Annotated in this window: 19 protein-coding genes; 1 reads left to right on the plus strand and 18 read right to left on the minus strand. The window is 67.2% G+C overall.

From position 1 onward, the window contains the following. Positions 1-7 precede the first annotated feature (7 nt). Entirely contained in the window at positions 8-1,030 is a 1,023-nt protein-coding gene (locus ACSFA5_RS07395) for an XdhC family protein (protein ID WP_435443384.1), read from the plus strand. 36 nt (positions 1,031-1,066) lie between these two features. Here ACSFA5_RS07395 and mnhG read toward each other — a convergent pair whose 3' ends face one another. The 18 genes from mnhG to pheA all read right to left on the minus strand — a co-directional run bounded on the left by mnhG (position 1,067) and on the right by pheA (position 19,236). Then, a complete protein-coding gene (mnhG, locus tag ACSFA5_RS07400; protein ID WP_435443385.1) occupies positions 1,067-1,423 on the minus strand; it encodes a monovalent cation/H(+) antiporter subunit G in 357 nt (118 codons plus the stop codon). Beyond that, positions 1,420-1,698 carry a K+/H+ antiporter subunit F gene (locus ACSFA5_RS07405; RefSeq protein WP_435435442.1) on the minus strand — a complete coding sequence of 93 codons (279 nt, stop codon included), beginning with the start codon at positions 1,696-1,698 and terminating at the stop codon, positions 1,420-1,422. Before ACSFA5_RS07405 ends, mnhG begins: the two co-directional genes overlap by 4 nt. Continuing rightward, the gene (locus ACSFA5_RS07410; protein ID WP_435443386.1) at positions 1,695-2,186 is read right to left on the minus strand and encodes a Na+/H+ antiporter subunit E; all 492 of its coding nucleotides are present in this window, start codon (positions 2,184-2,186) and stop codon (positions 1,695-1,697) included. The genes ACSFA5_RS07405 and ACSFA5_RS07410 overlap by 4 nt, the downstream gene beginning before the upstream one ends. Further along, positions 2,183-3,883: a monovalent cation/H+ antiporter subunit D gene (locus ACSFA5_RS07415; RefSeq protein ID WP_435443387.1), complete on the minus strand. Its 1,701-nt coding sequence runs from the start codon at positions 3,881-3,883 to the stop codon at positions 2,183-2,185. Before ACSFA5_RS07415 ends, ACSFA5_RS07410 begins: the two co-directional genes overlap by 4 nt. An 82-nt stretch (positions 3,884-3,965) precedes the next feature. After that, positions 3,966-4,316: a Na+/H+ antiporter subunit C gene (locus tag ACSFA5_RS07420; RefSeq protein ID WP_435443388.1), complete on the minus strand. Its 351-nt coding sequence runs from the start codon at positions 4,314-4,316 to the stop codon at positions 3,966-3,968. After that, a complete protein-coding gene (locus tag ACSFA5_RS07425; RefSeq protein ID WP_435443389.1) occupies positions 4,316-7,258 on the minus strand; it encodes a monovalent cation/H+ antiporter subunit A in 2,943 nt (980 codons plus the stop codon). Before ACSFA5_RS07425 ends, ACSFA5_RS07420 begins: the two co-directional genes overlap by 1 nt. Before the next feature lie 90 nt (positions 7,259-7,348). Continuing rightward, positions 7,349-7,726 carry a fluoride efflux transporter CrcB gene (gene crcB / locus ACSFA5_RS07430; RefSeq protein ID WP_371084130.1) on the minus strand — a complete coding sequence of 126 codons (378 nt, stop codon included), beginning with the start codon at positions 7,724-7,726 and terminating at the stop codon, positions 7,349-7,351. 23 nt (positions 7,727-7,749) lie between these two features. Beyond that, a complete protein-coding gene (locus ACSFA5_RS07435) occupies positions 7,750-9,063 on the minus strand; it encodes a TRAP transporter large permease (RefSeq protein WP_435443390.1) in 1,314 nt (437 codons plus the stop codon). 5 nt (positions 9,064-9,068) lie between these two features. Further along, positions 9,069-9,602, minus strand: a complete 534-nt coding sequence (locus ACSFA5_RS07440; RefSeq protein ID WP_435443391.1) for a TRAP transporter small permease — start codon at positions 9,600-9,602, stop codon at positions 9,069-9,071. 89 nt (positions 9,603-9,691) lie between these two features. Beyond that, on the minus strand, positions 9,692-10,660 hold the full coding sequence (locus ACSFA5_RS07445) for a TRAP transporter substrate-binding protein (protein ID WP_435443392.1): 969 nt from the start codon (positions 10,658-10,660) through the stop codon (positions 9,692-9,694). 199 nt (positions 10,661-10,859) lie between these two features. Beyond that, positions 10,860-11,180 carry a ComEA family DNA-binding protein gene (locus ACSFA5_RS07450; protein WP_435443393.1) on the minus strand — a complete coding sequence of 107 codons (321 nt, stop codon included), beginning with the start codon at positions 11,178-11,180 and terminating at the stop codon, positions 10,860-10,862. Positions 11,181-11,326: 146 nt separating this feature from the next. Then, positions 11,327-12,496: a lipopolysaccharide assembly protein LapB gene (gene lapB / locus ACSFA5_RS07455; protein WP_435443394.1), complete on the minus strand. Its 1,170-nt coding sequence runs from the start codon at positions 12,494-12,496 to the stop codon at positions 11,327-11,329. Next, positions 12,486-12,821: a LapA family protein gene (locus ACSFA5_RS07460; RefSeq protein ID WP_435443395.1), complete on the minus strand. Its 336-nt coding sequence runs from the start codon at positions 12,819-12,821 to the stop codon at positions 12,486-12,488. The genes lapB and ACSFA5_RS07460 overlap by 11 nt, the downstream gene beginning before the upstream one ends. Before the next feature lie 58 nt (positions 12,822-12,879). Next, positions 12,880-13,206, minus strand: a complete 327-nt coding sequence (locus tag ACSFA5_RS07465; RefSeq protein ID WP_093236803.1) for an integration host factor subunit beta — start codon at positions 13,204-13,206, stop codon at positions 12,880-12,882. Positions 13,207-13,281: 75 nt separating this feature from the next. Beyond that, complete coding sequence (gene rpsA / locus ACSFA5_RS07470) at positions 13,282-14,970, minus strand: 30S ribosomal protein S1 (protein WP_187108569.1); 1,689 nt, start codon at positions 14,968-14,970, stop codon at positions 13,282-13,284. A gap of 195 nt (positions 14,971-15,165) precedes the next feature. Then, entirely contained in the window at positions 15,166-17,199 is a 2,034-nt protein-coding gene (locus ACSFA5_RS07475) for a bifunctional 3-phosphoshikimate 1-carboxyvinyltransferase/cytidylate kinase (RefSeq protein WP_435443396.1), read from the minus strand. A 1-nt stretch (position 17,200) separates the two neighbouring features. Continuing rightward, positions 17,201-18,091 carry a prephenate dehydrogenase gene (locus ACSFA5_RS07480; RefSeq protein ID WP_435443397.1) on the minus strand — a complete coding sequence of 297 codons (891 nt, stop codon included), beginning with the start codon at positions 18,089-18,091 and terminating at the stop codon, positions 17,201-17,203. 20 nt (positions 18,092-18,111) lie between these two features. Continuing rightward, the gene (gene pheA / locus ACSFA5_RS07485) at positions 18,112-19,236 is read right to left on the minus strand and encodes a prephenate dehydratase (RefSeq protein ID WP_435443398.1); all 1,125 of its coding nucleotides are present in this window, start codon (positions 19,234-19,236) and stop codon (positions 18,112-18,114) included. Positions 19,237-19,243: the final 7 nt, after the last annotated feature.

The following is a 19,243-nucleotide window of genomic DNA, read 5'->3' on the forward strand; positions in this document are numbered from 1 at the left end:
CCGCGCCATGGAAAACCTCGATGTCATGGTGTTGCGCACGCTGCGCGACTGGCGGCGTGCCGGCAAGCGCGCGCTGCTGACCACTGTCGTGCGCACCTGGGGCTCGTCGCCTCGGCCCGTGGGTTCGATCATGGCCCTGGCCGAGGACGGCGCGGTCGTCGGCTCGGTCTCCGGCGGCTGCATCGAGGACGACCTCATCGCGCGCTACAGCCATGCCCACGGCAAGGGCGAAGACGTGCCGCTGGGCGCGCCGCCCGCGCTCGTGAAGTACGGCATCACCGCCGACGAGGCGCATCGCTTCGGCCTGCCCTGCGGCGGCACGCTGGAGCTGCTGCTCGAATACGCGCCCGACGCCGATGCGCTCGACACACTGCTGGCGCAGCTCGAGCAGGGCAAGCTCATGAAGCGCACGGTGACGCTGGCCACCGGCACGGTGCAACTCGCGCAGGCGACGGCCCCCGACGAGCTCACCGTGAACGACACCGAGCTCACCAACACCTTCGGCCCCGAGTACCGCATGCTGCTGATCGGTGCCGGCCAGCTGGCCGAATACCTCGCCACCATGGCCAAGTTCAGCGGTTTCGCCGTGACGCTGTGCGACCCGCGCGCCGAGTACCGCACCGCGTGGTCGCTGTCCGGCGTGCACATCACCACCGAGATGCCCGACGACGCCGTGCTGGCCTTCAGGCCCGACCGCCGCAGCTGCGTGGTGGCGCTCACGCACGACCCCAAGCTCGACGACCTGGCGCTGCTCGAGGCGCTGCAGAGCGAGGCGTTCTACGTGGGTGCCATCGGCTCGCGCCGCAATGCCGACGCGCGGCGCGACCGCATGATCGAGCACTTCGAGCAGACCGATGCGTCGCTCGCGCGCCTGCGCGGGCCCATCGGCATCTACATCGGCAGCAAGACGCCGCCGGAGATCGCGGTCAGCGTGATGGCGGAGATTCTTGCGGTGAAGAACGCGGTGACGCTGCCGCGCGAGGTAGAAGTGGCACGCGCCAAGGAGATGCAGCAGCTGCAGCCGAGCTGAACGCGCGGCGCTTCAGCGTTTCAGCGCGTCGACCGGTCAACCCGACTTGGCCTGCGGCGGCACGTTGCCGCCCTTTTGCCGTTCGCGGAACAGCGCCGCGCGCATCAAGAAGATGGTGGTGATCGGCGCGGTGAGCGCAATGAACAGCACGATCAGCACCGCGTGCAGGAACAGGCTGAAGCCCTGCACCGAGAAGTACACGATGGTGGCGATGGTCATGCACCACACGCCCACCGTCGCACCTAGCGTGGGCGCATGGATGCGCCGGAAGAAGGTGGGCAGCCGCACCAGCCCGAAGGAACCGATGGCCGCGAAGGCCGCGCCGAGCACGGCGAACACGGCGGTGATGATCTCGGCCCACAGCGGCAGCGGCCCCACGATGAAATCGTTCATTCAATGACCTCCCCGCGCAGCAGGAACTTGGCGATGGCCGTCGACCCCACGAAGCCGAACAGCGCGATCAGCAAGGCCGCCTCGAAGTACACGTTGCTCGCGTAGATGATGCCCAGCACCAGCATCATCAGCATGCCGTTGATGTAGAGGCAGTCGAGCGCCATCACGCGGTCTTGCGCGGTGGGCCCGATCAGCAGGCGCGAGAGCGCGCACAGCATGGCCACGGCCAGCAGAAAAAGCGCGAACTTCAAGGCCCAGAAAAGGATGGGTGTCATGACTCGAAGATCTCCATCAGGGGGCGTTCGTAGCGCTGCTTGATCAGCGCCACGAAGGCCGCTTCGTCGGCCAGGTCGAACACGTGGATCAGCAGCACGCTGCGGTCGAACGACACTTCGCCCCAGGCCGTGCCGGGCGTGAGACACATGATCATCGCAAGCACGGCCAGGCCGTTGGGGTCGCGCATGTCCAGCGGAATCTGCACGAAGGCGGCCTGGATGTGCGAGGTGCGGCGGGTAAGCAGCAGCCGGGCCACGTCGTACGCCGACTTGAGCATGTCGAAGGTCACCAGGAACGACAGCCGCAGCGCCACGCCGGGCCGGCGCATGCGCACGGTGGCGGGCCGCAGGCCCTTGGTGATGAGCGGCACCGCAATGGCCAGCACCACGGCCGACAGCAGGGTGACGGCCTCCAGCGATTGCTCGAGCAGGATCCAGACGACGAACAGCGCGACCGACAGCGGCGGGGAAGGAATCAGGCGCTTCATGGGGCCGGTGCTTCCTTCTTCACGGGGTTGGGAATCTGCTTTGCGCCGAGCACGGCATTGCGGTACGCCGTGGGCGTTTTCAGGCCCTCCGCCGTGGCCTTGGCGTGCTGCATCACGGGCTCCGCCCACACGGTCAGCGCCACGCAGGCCGCGAGCAGCGCGGCCACGGGCAGCACCTCCAGCGCGGGCAGCGAGGGCATGGTGGCGTGGGGCTGCGTCCAGAAATGGCGGATGCCGGTGCGGCTCAGCGCAATCAGCGACAGGAAGCCCGAGACGATCAGCAGCGCAAGAAAGCTCCAGCCCGCGATGCCGACCCCGTCGGTGCCCAGCAGGCCCGACAGCATCGCGAACTTGCCGACGAAGCCCGACAGCGGCGGCAGCCCCGCGAGCAGCAGCGTGCAGCCCATGAAGCTCAGTCCCAGGAAGGCGACGCCCGCGGGAATGGCGCGTCCGTAGAGCGCCTGGGCCTCGTCGTCGAGGTTCACGTCGGAGAGCACGCGCAGGTCTTCGGTCAGGTAGGGCGCATTGCCCGCGGCCTCGTGCGGCGCCACGCTCATGCCCGCGTTGCGCCAGCGCTCGATCATGTCGATCAGCAGGAAGAAAGCGCTCACCGCGAGCGTGGAGCTCAGCAGGTAATACAGCGCACCGGCCCACACGGCCGGCTGGCCCAGGCCGACCGCCGCGAGCAGGGTGCCGGCCGACACCAGCACGCTGAAGCCCGCCAGGTTGGACAGCCGCTGCGTGCCGACGATGCCGATGGCGCCGACGAACAGCGTCGCCAGCCCGATGCCGATCAGCGCCACCTGCCCGAAGGCGGCCGAGTCGCCGGTGTCGGGCGCGAACAGCACCGTCCACAGCCGCAGGATGGTGTAGATGCCCAGCTTGGTCAGCAGCGCGAACACCGCGCCCACCGGCGACACCGCCGCGCTGTAGGCCGGCACCAGCCAGAAGTTGAGCGGCCACGCGCCCGCCTTGGCGAAGAAGGCCGTCGCCAGGATGGCCGCCGCCGCATGCACGAGGCCGCGGTCGCCGGGCGCGAGTTCGGCGATGCGCACGCCCAGGTCGGCCATGTTCAGCGTGCCCGTCACGCCGTAGAGGATGGCCGCGCCGATCAGGAACAGCGACGAGGCTGCCAGGTTGATCGCGATGTAGTGCAGCCCCGCCTGCACGCGCAGCCGCCCCGAGCCGTGCAGCAGCAGGCCGTAGGAGGCCGCGAGCATCACCTCGAAGAAAACGAACAGGTTGAACAGGTCGCCGGTGAGGAAGGCGCCGTTCAGGCCCATCAGCTGCAGCTGCAGCAGGGGATGGAAGTGCACGCCCGCGCGGTCCCAGCGCGAGGTGGAATAGATCGACGCCGCGAAGGCGATGACCCCCGTGAGCGCGACCATCATGGTCGAGAGCCGGTCGGCCACCAGCACGATGCCGAACGGCGCGCGCCAGTTGCCCGGCAGGTACACGCCGATGGAGCCCGGGCCGCCGCCGGTGTCGGCCGCGTTCACCCAGCGCAGCAGCGCCAGCGCGGCCAGCAGGCCGATCAGGCCCGAGACCACGCTCAGGGCCGACTTGGTGCGCCGCCGGTTCTCGCCCATCAGCAGCATGAGCGCGGCCGTGAGCATGGGCACGAGGATGGGCACCGCCACCAGGTGCGGCATGCTGAACTCGAGCAGTTCGTCGAGCAGGTGGAAGATTTCGGTCATCGGCCCACCCCCAGGCTTGCCACTGCGTGTGCTTCGCCAACCCCCTCACGGGGGCCCGCGCCTTCGGGCGGCCGTGCGTCGCTCATTCTGCTTCCTGCCGTTCTTCACCGTCCACATGGTCGGTGCCGGTGAGCCCGCGCGAGGCGATCATCACCACCAGGAACAGGGCCGTCATGGCGAAGCCGATCACGATGGCCGTGAGCACCAGGGCCTGCGGCATCGGGTCGGCCGTGTTGGCCAGCGTGGCCTCGAAACCCTTGATGAGCACCGGCTCGCTGTCGACCTTGAGGCGGCCCATGCTGAAGATGAAGAGGTTGACGCCGTAAGAGATGAGCGTCAGGCCCATGATGACCTGGAAGGTGCGCGGGCGAAGCAGCATGTACACGCCCGAGCCGGTGAGCACGCCGATGGCGAGTGCGAGCACGATTTCCATCAGTGCGCGCCCTCCGCGCCTTCGGCCGCGGCCAGGGCTTCCTTTTCGGACTGCTCGTCGGCCCAGCGGTGGCTTCGCACCGATTGGTGGGCCAGGGCCGTAAGAATGAGCATGGTGGCGCCGAGCACCAGCGCGAACACGCCGATGTCGAAGAACAGGGCGCTGGGCACGTGCACTTCGCCAAGAACGGGCAGGTGCAGGTGCGCGGTGTGCGTGGTCAGGAAGGGGTAGCCCATCACCACCGCACCGCCACCCGTGGCCAGCGCCAGCAGCAGGCCGATGGCGATCCAGCGGCGCGGATAGATGCGCAGGTGCTCTTCCACCCACTCGGTGCCCGACACGATGAACTGCAGCACCAGCGCCACCGACATCACCAGCCCCGCGACGAAGCCGCCGCCCGGCGCGTTGTGGCCGCGCATGAAGAAATACACCGACACCAGCACCGCCAGCGGCAGCAGCAGCCGCACCAGCACGGCCGGCACCATCAGGTAGCCGACGGCGGTGTCGGTGGCGCGGCGCGGGTTCAGCAGGTCGCTGCTGCCGTCGTCCACCTGCAGGCGCTGCTGCACCGGCAATGCCATCGATTCGATGGCGGGGCGAAAGCGCCGCAGCAGCGCGTACACGGTGAGCGCCACGATGCCCAGCACGGTGATTTCGCCGAAGGTGTCGAAGCCGCGGAAGTCGACCAGCATCACGTTGACCACGTTGGTGCCGCCGCCCTCTGTGAGGGCGCGTTCCAGGAAGAAGGGCGAGATGCTCTGCGGGAAGGTGCGCGTCATCATGGCCCAGGCGATTGCCGCCATGCCGGCGCCGGCGATGGTGGCCACCAGCAGGTCGCGCCCGCGCCGGCCCCAGGGGCGCAGCCGCGCGCGCGCGGGCTGGATGACGTCCTTGCTGCGCATCGGCAGCCAGCGCAGGCCCAGCAAGATCAGCACGGTGGTCACCGCCTCGACCACCAACTGGGTCAGCGCCAGGTCGGGCGCGGAGAACCAGATGTAGGTCACGCAGGACACAAGGCCCGCGGCCGAAGCCAGCATGAGTGCCGCGAGCCGGTGGAACTTGGCCTGCCAGGTGGCGGCCAGCGCGCAGGTGCCGCCGATGACCCAGGTCATGGCGAACATCGGCGAGAAGGGCAGCAGCTCGCGCGTGCCGGGTGCGGCGGGCGAAGCCCACAGCGACGCGGCGGCGCCCGCCACGGCCACCAGCACCAGCAGCAGCAACTGCCACTGCATGCGGCGCGTGCCGAACAGGCGGCGGCTGCGACGGCCGGCCTCGCTCAGCAGCGCGAGCAGGTGCTCGAAGATGGCCTGGCCGTCGAAGCGGTGCAGCAGCGGCGTGTTCTCCAGCCCGCCGCGCGCGCGCTGGCGGCGCTGCAGCAGGTACAGCGCACCGCCGCCCACCAGCGCCACGAAGCTCATCATGAGCGGCAGGTTGAAGCCGTGCCACACGGCCAGGCTGTATTCGGGCAGCGTGCCGCCGACCACCGGCGTGGCAGCCGCCGCGAGCAGCGGGCCGATCGACCATGCCGGCGCCACGCCCACCACCAGGCACACCAGCACCAGCAGCTCGACCGGCACGCGCATCCAGTGCGGCGGCTCGTGCGGGTGCCTGGGCACGTCGTTGCCGCAGGGCGGGCCGAAGAACACGTCGAACACGAAGCGCGCCGAGTACGCCACGCTGAAGATGCCCGCGATGGTGGCGATGACGGGCAGGCTGAAGTCGACCCAGGGCGTGGCCTGGATGAACACGGTTTCGGCGAAGAACATTTCCTTCGACAGAAAGCCGTTGAGCAGCGGCACGCCGGCCATCGAGGCGCTGGCGATGATGGCCAGCGTGCCGGTGATGGGCATGAGCCGCATCAGCCCGCTGAGCTTGCGGATGTCGCGCGTGCCGGTCTCGTGGTCGATGATGCCGGCCGCCATGAAGAGCGACGCCTTGAAGGTCGCGTGGTTCATCACGTGGAACACCGCCGCCACGGCCGCGAGCGGGCTGTTCAGGCCCAGCAACAGCGTGATGAGGCCCAGGTGCGAGATGGTCGAGTAGGCCAGCAGCGCCTTCAGATCGCGCTGGAACATGGCGATGAAGCCGCCCAGCAGCAGCGTGATGGCGCCCGCGCCACCCACCAGCCAGAACCATTGCTCGGTGCCCGAGAGCACGGGCCACAGGCGCGCCATCAGGAACACGCCGAGCTTCACCATCGTGGCCGAGTGCAGGTAGGCCGACACGGGCGTGGGCGCGGCCATGGCGCGCGGCAGCCAGAAGTGGAACGGGAACTGCGCGCTCTTGGTGAAGGCGCCCAGCAGCACCAGCACCAGCGCCACGGGGTAGAGCGCATGCGCGCGAATCAGGTCGCCCGAGGCCAGCACCTCGTCGAGCTCGTAGCTGCCGACGATGCGCCCGAGCACCAGCACGCCGGCCAGCAGGCACAGCCCGCCCGCGCCGGTGACGGTGAGTGCCATGCGCGCCCCGCGCCGCGCGTCGCGCCGGTGGTGCCAGTAGCCGATCAGCAAAAACGAGAAGAGGCTGGTGAGCTCCCAGAACAGCACCATCTGGATCAGGTTGCCCGAGAGCACCACGCCCATCATTGCGCCCATGAACGCGAGGAAGAACGAGAAGAAGCGCGGCACCGGGTCGGAGGCCGACATGTAGTAGCGCGCGTACAGCACCACCAGCGCGCCGATGCCCAGCACCAGCATGCAGAACAGCCATGCGAAGCCGTCCATGCGGAACACGAGGTTCAGGCCGAGGGCCGGCAGCCATTCGATTTCTTGCCGCAGCACATTGCCATGCGCGATCTGCGGAAAGAACCATGCGGCCTGGATGGCGCAGCCCAGTGCGACGAGGCCCGCGAGGGTCGACTCCCTGTTGCGCGCGTTGGACGGCATCAACGCGGCCAGCACGCTGGCGATAAAGGGGAGTGCGACGAGAAAGACCAGGGGCATTGGGGGTGATTCTATCGGCCGACCCTATGGAAAGCCTTATCTATAACCGTAAGACATAAGGCTGTTTTGGGGGCAACGCGCTTGTCATGCTCAGCCCGAGAAAGCCTGCACCGTGCGAAAGCCCAGCCAGGTGAGGCACAGCGAGCCGCCCAGGTGCAGCATGAGCGTGCCCAGGGCCAGGCCGAGCCGCCCGGTCATCAGCATGCCGACGATTTCTGCCGAGAAACTGGAGAAGGTGGTCAGCGTGCCGAGGAACCCGGTGATGACCATCAGCCGCCACGCGGGGTCGATGTTCGGCAGCCCGTTGAACACGCCGATCGCCACGCCGATCAGGTAGCCGCCGATGAGGTTCACCGCCAGCGTGCCCCAGGGCAGCACGCCGCCGGGGTTCAACCACAGGGCGAAGCCCCAGCGCATGAGGGCGCCGACGCAGGCGGCGAGGCAGATGACGAAGGCGTTCAGCAGCATGGCGCCGATTATCCGCAGGCCGGCTACTTCTCCTTGCCCATGATCAGGTCGGGCAGGATCGTCACGATGCTCGGGAACAAGGTGATCAGCGCGATGCACAGCACCAGGCAGAAGAAGAACGGAATCGCCGCCTTCGCGATCACGTTGCTGTCCTTGCCCGTCATGTTCTGCAGCACGAACAGGTTGAACCCCACGGGCGGCGTGACCTCGGCGATCTCGACCAGCAGCACGATGAAGATGCCGAACCACACCAGGTCGAAGCCGGCTTTCTGGATCATCGGCAGCACCACCGCGCTGGTCAGCACGATCATCGAGATGCCGTCCAGCGCCGTGCCCAGCACCAGGTACACCACCACCAGCGCACCGATCAGCGCGTAGGGCGACAGGTGCATGCTGTCGACCCACTCCGCCAGTTCGCGCGGAATGCCGGTGAAGGCCATGGTCTTGGTGAGGAAAGCCGCGCCCGCCAGGATGAACATGATCATGCAGCTGGTGCGCGTGGCGCCCATGATGCCGTCCTTGAAGTTCTTCCAGGTCAGGCTGCGCCCGTAGGCCGCGATGGCCAGCGAGCCCAGCACGCCGAAGGCCGCGCACTCGGTGGCCGTGGCCCAGCCGGCCACCAGCACCCACACGATGAACACGATCAGCAGCGCGCACGGAATCAGGTTGCCCGACAGGCGGATTTTTTCCATGAACGTGGTCGGCGGATCGGCCGGCGGCACCTTGTCCGGATGGCGCAGGCTCCACCAGGCGATGTAGCCAGAGAACAGCAGCATCAACAGGAAGCCCGGCAGGAAGCCGGCCAGGAAGATGCGGATGATCGAGGCGTCGGCCGCCACGGCGTACACCACCATCGTGATCGACGGCGGAATCAAGATGCCCAGCGTGCCCGCGGTGGCGAGCGAGCCGATGGCCAGCTTTTCGTCGTAGCCGCGGCGCTTGAGCTCGGGCAGCGCGACCTTCGCGATGGTCGCGCAGGTCGCGGCCGACGAGCCCGAGACCGAGCCGAACACGCCGCAGCCGATGATGGTGGTGTGCATCAGCCGGCCGGGCACGCGGTTGAGCCAGGGGCGCAGGCCCTCGAACATTTCTTCGCTGAGCTTGGTGCGAAACAGGATCTCGCCCATCCAGATGAACAGCGGCAGCGCCGCGAGCTCCCAGCTCGCATTGCTTTCCCAGAAGGCCGAGAACAGGTTCTTGCCCGGCAGCGTATTGGTGAAGAAGGCCTGGCCGACCCAGCCGACGATGGCCAGCGTCATCGCGATCCACACGCCGCCCGCAAGCAGCACCAGCATGATGACGAGCAGCAGCGCGCCCATGAGAAGGGTTTCGATCATGGGGTTCAGACGTCGGAGGAGAAGTCGCCGGCGGCGTGCCGCTCTTCGATCGCGCGCTGGTAGCTCGGCTTCTCGCCGCGCACCACGCCGACCAGCTCGTCGATCATGGCGATCAGCAGCAGCCAGCAGCCGATCACGAAGGTCGATTGCGGGATCCAGATCGGAATGACGACCAGGCCGGTTGCCATTTCGGCGAACTCGTAGCTTTCATAAGTGAAGCTGGTGGCCCAGTAGGTGAGGTAGGCGACCGACACCGCGGCGATCAGCAGGCACACCACGTCGAGCACGCGGCGCACCCTGGGCGGCACCGCGTCGAGCAGCAGCGTCACGCGCACGAAGTCGCCGTGGCGAAAGGCGTGCGCCATCGCGAAGAACGCAGCGGCGGCGCACAGCCACGCCACGATGTCGTTGAGCCCGCTCACGTGCCAGTTCATCTGCCGGCCCACGCCGGCCAGGATCATCAGCACGAAGATCAGGAACACGCAGAACGCGCCGAGCGCGCCCGCACCGTCGTACAGGCGGTCGAGGAAGCGGCGCATGGGTCAGGCCTCCCGCCGGGCCGCCCCAAGGGGGGCCTGCGCCCCCTCGGGGGGCAGCGCTACGCGAAGCGATGAGCGTGGGGGCCGCATCATTTCTTCTTGTACGTATCCACGATCGCGGCGCCGTCTGCACCGGCCACTTTCAGCCAGTCGGTCTGCATGATGCCGCCGACCTGGCGCATGTCGGCGTCGAGCTTGGGCGAGGGCTTGTGCACCTTCATGCCGCGCTCGGCCAGCAGGCGCTTGTACTCGTCGTTCTTCTCCTGCGCCGTCTTCCAGCCGCGCACTTCAGCCTCGGCCGCGGCCTTGGTGACGGCGGCCTTGGCGGCGGGGTCGAGCGCGTCGAAGGACTTGGCGTTGACCAGGATCGCGTTCTTCGGGATCCACGCCTGCGTGTCGTAGAAGTTCTTGATGTGCTCGTAGGTCTTGGTGTCGTAGCCGGTGGAGCCAGAGCTCATGTAGCTCTCGATCACGCCCGTGGCCATGGCCGCGCTGAGCTCGGCCTGCTGGATCTGCACCGGCTGCGCGCCGATCAGCTCGGCGAGCTTGGCGGTGGCCGGGCTGTAGGCGCGCCACTTGATGCCGCGCAGGTCGGCCACCGAGCTGATCTCTTTCTTCGAGTAGATGCCCTGCGGTGCCCACGGCACCACGAACAGCACCTTGATGCCCTGCGCCGCGAGCAGCTTCTCCATGGCGGGCTTCGATGCGTCGTACAGCTTGCGCGCCTCGGGGTAGGTGGTGGCCAGGAAGGGCACGCCGTCGAGCGCGTAGATCGGGTTTTCGTTCGCGTAGTTGGCCAGCAGGATCTCGCCGGCCTGGGCCTGGCCGCTCTGCACGGCGCGCTTGATTTCGGGCGCCTTGAACAGCGACGCGTTGGCGTGCACCGTGATCTTCACCTTGCCGCCGGTGGCGGCGTCCACGTCCTTGGCGAACTGCGTGATGTTTTCGGTGTGGTAGTTGGTGGCCGGATAGGCGGTGGGCAGGTCCCACTTGGTCTGCGCGAAGGCTGCGGCGCCGAGGGTGAGGCCCGCCAGGGCAATGCCGAACTTGTGATTCATGGACGCGCTCCGGAATGTAGTGAAAGCAGAATGAAAGGCAGCATACGTGCAAATTCCGGGCCACTTCCTGAGGCATTTCCCTGCCATGTCGTGGGGGCGCGGCACATGTGACGCATGCGAGATGCCTGTGCTTCGCGCATGAAAAAGCCGCCCGAAGGCGGCTTTGTTTTGCATCGATGCAGGTGGGATCAGGTCGGCATCAGGGCTTGGCTGCCTTGGCTGCCTTTGCCTCCTTCGGCTTGGCGGATGCTGCGCTGCCGAAGCTCTGGCCATTGACCGTGAGACCCTCGGCCGACAGCTTCTCGGCCTTCTTTTCCTTCACGCCCTTCACGCGCTGCATGAGGTCGGGCCAGTCCTTGAACTCGCCTTCCTTGCGCGCATCGAGGATGCGCTTGGACATCGAGGGGCCGACGCCCTTGATGCCGTCGAGGTCGGCGGCCGTGCCCTTGTTGACGTCGACCGCGGCGAAGGAGACGACGGCGAACAGCATGGCCGTTGCGGCCAGGATTTTCTTGAACATGATTTTTTACTCCCTGATTGGTTGATGTGACTGACAGCCGACAAGAACGTCGGCCCGCGCTCAACGGGAGCAGGAAACGGGGCGTTGACGCGCGAAAGCATATTCGGCGCCCACGTGACCATTGTTCAGAAGCGTGATCGGAGTTCTCAGAGTTCTTCGACGCGGCGCGGCGGGTAGCTGTCCCATGCCTGGCAGCCGGGGCAGTGCCAGAAGTACTGGTGCGCCTCGAAACCGCAGGCCGCGCAGCGGTAGCGCATGAGCGGCCGCGTGGCCTGGTCGAGCGCGCGTTGCACCTGCGGGTGGAACTGCTCGTGCTCGAAGCGTTCGCCTGCAAGCCAGCGCGATGCCGCCACCAGCGAGGGCTGTTGCGCAAGGTGCGCGATGTAGCCGTCGCGCGGGGTGGGCTGCGGGTCTTCGGCCGTGGCGCTCGGTGTGCCGCCGAGCGCGATCATCGATTCGAGCACGTCGATCGACGGCGACTCCACATAGCGCCGCTGCAGCAGTGCGAGGGCGTCGGCTTCGCGGTGCGCGGCCACGGCGGCCTGCTGCAGTGCGGCGGCGTAGAGCGGCAGCGCGAGCGGGGCGGTGCCGCTCAGCGCCACCAGCGTGTCGAAGGCCGCGGCCGCGTCGCCGTTGCGCAGTTGCAGGTTGGCCGTGTCGATGGCGGGGCGCGGCGCCTGCGGCGCGAGCGCGACGGCCTGGGCGAGCAGCCCGGCCGCACCGGGCAGGTCGCCGGAGGCCACGTGCTCGGTCGCCTGTTCGCACAGGTGGTGCGCGCGCCGGGTGCTGTAGCTGGCCTGGTCGGACTCGTCGAGCTTTTGCGCCACGTCGGCGGCCTGCGTCCATTCGCGCGAGCGTTCGTAGATGGCCAGCAGCGAGAGCCGCGCTTCGTTCTCGTAGCGCGTGCCTTCGAGCTTCTGCAGCGCGGCCTCGGCGCGGTCGAGCAGGCCGGCGCGCAGGAAGTCTTGCGCCAGCGCATGCTGGGCGCGCTCGCGGTCGGCGCGGCTCAGGTCGCCGCGACCGAGCAGGTGCTCGTGCACGCGCACGGCGCGCTGGTACTCGCCGCGTCGGCGAAACAGGTTGCCGAGCGCGAAGTGCAGCTCCTGCGTGTCGGGGTCGTTCTGCACGGCCTCGATGAAGGCGTCGATGGCCTGGTCCTGCTGCTCGTTGAGCAGGAAGTTGAGGCCGCGAAAGTAGGCCTTGGGGGCCTGGCGGTTCTCGAGCTTGAGTTGCCGGATGTCGAAGCGCGATGCGAGCCAGCCCAGCACGAAGGCGACGGGCAGGCTGATCAGCAGCCAGCTGGGATCAAAGTCCATGTTGACGTACGGCGGGAAGGTCGGTGACCGAGATGGAAGGCGCCGCAGCGGGAGCGGCCGCGGCGGTCGATGGCGTCGGTGTCTGGGCTTCGGGCGTCGCGGGCACCTGTGCCGCGGCGGCGCGGTGTTTCCACCAGCCGGGCAGCATGCCCAGCGCGCCCACGACGAGCCCGCCGGCGAATGCCGCGAGCACCACGAGCACCAGGGGAGCGCGCCAGTAGGTGCCGAAGAAGAAGTAGACGGTCGCGTCCTGCTGGTTGTTCAGCGCGAAAGCGAAGAGCGTAAAAAAAATGGCTGCCTTGAGCAGCCACAGGAGGTATTTCATAGCCGTTCCCGTTGCCGGGCGCATTCTACGTTTGCAGTCATTTCGAATCGTCTGCGTGTCAGGCCTTGCGGGCCTTGGCTTCCTTGCCGGCATCGAGTTCCGCGGTCTTTGCGTCGACCGCTTCGCGCAGCGCCTTGCCGGGCTTGAAGTGCGGCACCCGTTTCTCGGGAATCTGCACGCTCTCGCCCGAACGCGGGTTGCGCCCGATGCGCGGCGGACGCCGGTTGACCGAGAAGCTGCCGAAGCCACGGATTTCGATGCGGTGTCCGCGCACCAGCGCGTCGCTCATCGCGTCGAGGATGGTCTTGACGGCGTATTCGGCATCGCGGTGCGTGAGCTGCGCAAAGCGCGCTGCAAGTTCTTCGACGAGGTCTGAGCGGGTCATGGGCCAAACACAAAAACGTGGACGAAAAAAAAGACAGAGCGGCCCCCTGGGGCCTGCTCTGTCTCCGGACTCAGCTTACTTGTTGTCGCTGTTGTCGAGCTTGGCGCGCAGCAGGGCGCCCAAGCTCGTCGTGCCCGCGTTTTCGCGTGCCGACTGCTGGCTCAGGTTGGCCATGGCGCCTTGTTCGTCGACCATGTCCTTCTGCTTGATGGACAGCTGGATGTTGCGGGTCTTGCGATCCACATTCACGACGATGGCGGTGACTTCGTCGCCTTCCTTCAGCACGTTGCGAGCATCTTCCACGCGGTCGCGGGAGATTTCGCTGGCGCGAAGGTAGCCGAGGATGTCTTCACCCAGGTCGATTTCAGCGCCGCGGGCGTCCACGGTCTTGACCTTGCCGGTCACGATCTGGCCCTTGTCGTTCACGGTGGTGAACGTGGTGAACGGGTCGCTGTCGAGCTGCTTGATACCCAGGCTGATGCGTTCGCGGTCGACGTCCACGGCCAGCACGAGCGCTTCGACTTCCTGGCCCTTCTTGTAGTTGCGAACGGCGGTTTCGCCGGTTTCGTTCCACGAGAGGTCCGAGAGGTGAACCAGGCCGTCGATGCCGGCAGCCAGACCCACGAACACGCCGAAGTCGGTGATCGACTTGATCGGACCCTTGACGCGGTCGCCACGCTTGGTGTTTTGCGCGAACTCTTGCCACGGGTTGGCCTTGCACTGCTTCATGCCCAGGCTGATGCGGCGCTTGTCTTCGTCGATTTCGAGGACCATGACTTCGACTTCGTCGCCCAGCGAGACGATCTTGTTCGGAGCGATGTTCTTGTTGGTCCAGTCCATTTCGGAGACGTGCACCAGGCCTTCGATGCCGGGTTCGAGTTCGACGAACGCGCCGTAGTCGGCAATGTTCGTGACCTTGCCGAACAGGCGGGTCGATTGCGGGTAGCGGCGCGAAACGCCCATCCACGGGTCGTCACCCATTTGCTTCAGACCCAGCGAGACACGGTTCTTTTCGGTGTCGAACTTGAGGATCTTGGCGGTGATTTCCTGGCCGGCCTGAACGACTTCGCTCGGGTGGCGGACACGGCGCCATGCCATGTCGGTGATGTGCAGCAGGCCGTCGATGCCGCCGAGGTCCACGAACGCACCGTATTCGGTGATGTTCTTGACCACGCCGCGGACAACAGCGCCTTCCTTCAGGGTTTCCATCAGCTTGGCGCGTTCTTCGCCCATGCTGGCTTCGACCACGGCACGACGCGACAACACGACGTTGTTGCGCTTGCGGTCGAGCTTGATGACCTTGAATTCGAGGGTCTTGTTTTCGTACGGGGTCAGGTCCTTGATGGGACGCGTGTCGATCAACGAGCCCGGCAGGAACGCGCGGATGCCGTTGACCAGAACGGTCAGGCCGCCCTTGACCTTGCCGCTGGTGGTGCCGGTGACGAAGTCGCCGGATTCCAGGGCCTTCTCCAGAGCGAGCCACGAAGCCAGACGCTTGGCGGTGTCGCGCGAGAGGATGGTGTCGCCGTAGCCGTTTTCAACGCTGCCGATGGCAACGGAAACGAAATCGCCGGCCTGGACTTCGAGTTCGCCCTTGTCGTTCTTGAACTCCTCGATCGGCACATACGCTTCGGACTTCAGACCGGCGTTGACGACGACGTGGTTGTGTTCGACACGCACGACTTCGGCCGTGATGACCTCGCCGGTGCGCATTTCGGAACGCTTCAGGGACTCTTCGAATAGGTCGGCAAAAGATTCAGACATGTATGGTTCCTTCCGTCAGGCAGGGTTGGCAGGCGCTAATGCGAAATTGCGTGCGGCTGCTGTGGATCTGGAGACGGCGGTTTTGTGGGCGTGAGCCCGGGTTCGTTGAACAACCAGCAGGCCGGTGCGCTGTCGCGCGGAAGGAGCCTGCTGGAGCGGTATGCGCCTTCCGGAATTCCGTCTGGCGCCAGCCTTTCAAGAGGACTTGAAAGGCTGTACTTGCTGCCACCAGTTCAGCACCGTATCGATCGATTGCTCGATGGACAGCCGGGAGTTGTCGAGGTGGCGGGCATCCTGCGCCGGCTTCAGAGGGGCGACGCTGCGGGAAGAGTCCCTGGCGTCACGTGCTTCCAAGTCGGAGCGAAGACTGTCGAGTGTAGTCGAAATACCCTTTGAAATCAACTGCTTATGGCGCCGTTCGGCGCGCTCGGCGGCGCTGGCCGTGAGGAACACCTTGAGCGCTGCTTCGGGGAAGATGACGGTGCCCATGTCGCGTCCGTCGGCCACCAGGCCCGGCAGCCGGCGAAAGCGCTGCTGCAGGGCCAGGAGCGCCTCGCGAACGGCCGGCAGGGTCGATACACGCGAAGCGTCCATGCCGGCGGCTTCGGTGCGAATGTCCTCGCTGACATCCTCTCCGGCGAGCAGCACCTTGCCCTCGGTGAACTGCAGGGGCAGGGCAGCGGCAAGGGTGGCAATTTGCGCCTCGTGCCGGGACTCGGCGCTCAGTCCGGCGCGCCGCATGGCCAGGCCGGTGACGCGGTAGAGCGAGCCCGAGTCGAGGTAGTGGTAGCCCAGCAGGCGTGCCACTTCAGCTGCCAGCGTTCCCTTGCCGGAGGCGGTCGGGCCGTCGATGCAGATCACCGGCAGCCCGGTGGCTTCGGCCACCGAGAACAGGGTCTCGAAGTAGTCGGGGAAGGTCTTGGCGACGCAGTGCGGGTCGAGGATGCGCACCGGCACGCCCGCCGGGTTGAACGCCGCCAGCGAGAAGCACATGGCCACGCGATGGTCGTCGTAGGTGTGGATGCTCGCGGCTCGCCAATCGGCTTGCGCCAGCGGGTGCACGCGAATGAAGTCGGGCCCGGACTCGACGGAGGCACCGAGCTTCTTCAGTTCGTTGGCCATCGCGTCGATGCGATCGGTTTCCTTCACGCGCCAGCTCGCGATGTTGCGCAGCGTGGTCGGGCCGTCGGCATAGAGCGCCATCACGGCCAGCGTCATCGCGGCGTCGGGGATGTGGTTGGCGTCGAGGTCGATCGCTTTCAGCGGCCAGACGCCGCGGCGAACTTCGAGCCAGTTCGGGCCGCTGTCGATCTCGGCGCCCATCTGGCGGGCCGCGTCGATGAAGCGGATGTCGCCCTGGATCGAATCGGCGCCCACACCCTCGATTCGGATGCCATTTTTGCCGTTTACGCCCGTCGCTATTGCACCCAGCGCTATGAAATAGCTAGCAGACGAGGCATCTGCTTCCACGTGGATATCGCCCGGCGAGCTGTAGCGGCTGCCGGCGGGAATGGTGAAACGCTCCCAGCCGTCGCGTCGCACCTGGATGCCGAAGCGCGCCAGCAGGTTCAGCGTGATCTCGATGTAGGGCTTGGAGATCAGCTCGCCGACCACCTCGATCACGATGTCGCGTCCCGCCGAAGGGGCAGAACTGCCCGCCGCGAGCGGCAGCGCCAGCAGCAGCGCGGTCAGGAACTGGCTCGACACGTCGCCGCGCACGCGGATCGGCGCGTCGAGCGCCAGTTCGCCGTGCGGCACCGGGTGGATGCGCAGCGGCGGATAGCCGGGGTTGCCGAGGTAGTCGATGCGGCAGCCGAGCTGCGTGAGCGCGTCGACCAGGTCGCCGATCGGGCGCTCGTGCATGCGCGGCACGCCGCTGAGCTCGAATTCGCCGCCCAGCAGCGACAGCGCCGCGGTCAGCGGGCGCATGGCGGTGCCGGCATTGCCGAGGAACAGCGGCAGCAGTGTTTCGTCGGGCTTGCGCTGGCCGCCGAGGCCGGTGATGCGCAGCGTGTTTCCGTTCGGCTCGATGCCGCAACCGAGCGCGCGCAAGGCGTCGAGCATCACGCGCGTGTCGTCGGAATCGAGCAGGTCGTGGACCGTCGTGGTGCCGCTGGCCAGCGCAGCCAGCAGCAGCACGCGGTTGGAGATGCTCTTGGAGCCCGGCAGGCGGACCGTGCCGGCGGCGCCAGCCAGCGGCGGGAGGTCGAGGAAAGCCGTCGAGAACATGTCAGTTGTCCTGTTGCTGCGACGACGTGCCGGCGGCCGGCTTCCACGCCGCGCGGGTCTTGCTGGCAGCGGCGATCGATTGCTCCAGCGCCTGCAGGTCGCCCGCGGTCATCAGTGCCTCGAGCTCTTCCAGCGCCTTGCGAAAGGCCTGCGACTGCTGCAGCACCTGTTCGCGGTTGGCCAGCAGCACGTCGCGCCACATGACAGGGTCGCTGGCGGCAATGCGCGAGAAGTCGCGAAAGCCCGGCCCCGCGAGGCGCAGGAAGCGGTCGCCCTGGGGCTGGGCGGCGATGGCGTTGGTGTAGGCGAAGGCCAGCAGGTGCGGCAGGTGGCTCACGGCGGCGAAAGCGGCGTCGTGCTCCTCGTGCGTCATGGTGAGCACATGGGCGCCGATGCCGCTCCACACCTGCGAGGCGCGCTGCACGTTGGAGCGCAGCGTGGTCTTGACCGGTGTCAGCACGACCTGGCGGCCGGTGAAGAGCGAGGCCTCGGCGTGCTCGATGCCCGACAGTTCCTTGCCCGCGATCGGGTGGGCCGGCACGAAGCTCGAGAACTGCTTTTGCAGACCGTTGCGCGCCGCCTCGATCACGTCGCCCTTGGTCGAGCCCACGTCCATCACCAGCGTGTCGGCCGAAATGCCGTGGCGAATGGCCTTGAAGGTGGCTTCCGAAGCCGCCACCGGCACGGCCAGCAGCACGATGTCGGCGCCCGACACCGCGAGCAGCGCGGAGGGCGCCGCCACGTCGATCACGCCGAGTTGTTTCGCTCGCTCGGTGGTGGAAGGCGACTTGCTGTAGCCCACCACGCGTTTCACCAGCTTCGCGCGCTTGAGCGCGAGCGCAAAGGAGCCGCCCATCAGGCCGCAGCCGATCAGTCCCAGTTGTTCGAACATGCTGTCTGTCTGCCTGCCGATCAGGCCTTGACGGGGTACGCGCCCAGCACCTTGTAGAAGGCGCACAGGCCGCGCAGCTCGGCCAGCGCCGCGGCCACGTTGGGCTGCGAGGGGTGGCCGTCGAGGTCGATGTAGAAGTAGTACTCCCACTGGCCGGTGCGCGCGGGGCGCGACTCGAAGCGCGTCATCGACACGTTGTTGGCCTTCAGCGGCACCAGCAGGTCGTGCACCGCGCCAGGGCGGTTCGGTACCGAGACGATCAGGCTCGTGCAGTCGCGCCCCGACGCCGGCGGCATGGCCAGCGTCTGCGGCAGGCAGATCACCGAGAAGCGGGTGCGGTTGTACGAGTCGTCCTGGATGGCGTGCGCCACGATGTGCAGGCCGAAGCGGGTGGCTGCGCGTTCGCCGGCCAGCCCGGCCCAGGCCGGGTTGGTGGCCGCGAGGCGGGCGCCTTCGGCGTTGCTCGAAACGGCGCGTCGCTCGGCGTTCGGCAGGTGCTTGGACAGCCAGGTCTGGCACTGCGCCAGCGCCTGCGGGTGGGCCAGCACGGCCTCGATGCCTTCGAGCGAGTTGCTGCTGCGCAGCAGGTGATGGCGCACCAGCAGGCTGACTTCGCCGACGACATGGGTGGGTGAATGCAGGAACAGGTCGAGCGAACGGGTGACGACGCCTTCGGTCGAGTTCTCGACACCGACCACGCCGTACTGGGCGCTGCCCGCCGCCGTGGCGTGGAAAACCTCGTCGAAGCTGGCGCAATAGACCAGGTCGGCGGCGCCGCCGAAATACTCGATGGCGGCCTGTTCGCAGAAGGTGCCTTCGGGGCCCAGCACCGCCACGCGCTGCGGCGATTCGAGCGCCAGGCAGGCCGACATGATCTCGCGCCAGATGGCCGCGACATGGAGGTCCTTGAGCGGACCGCCATTGCTCTTTTGCATCTTGTCGATGACCTGCGCCACACGGTCGGGGCGGAAGAAGGGCGTGCCCTCGCGCTTCTTGACCTCGCCGACCAGTTCGGCCACGTGGGCCCGCTCGTTGAGCAGGCTGAGCAGTCGCTGGTCGAGCGAGTCGATCTGCACGCGCAGATCGGACAGGCCTTCGGATTTGTCGGCGGAAGAAGAGGGTGGTGTGGGTGCGGAATCGGTCATCGGTGCG

The organism is Variovorax monticola (assembly GCF_051216855.1).
GTDB lineage: Bacteria > Pseudomonadota > Gammaproteobacteria > Burkholderiales > Burkholderiaceae_C > Variovorax.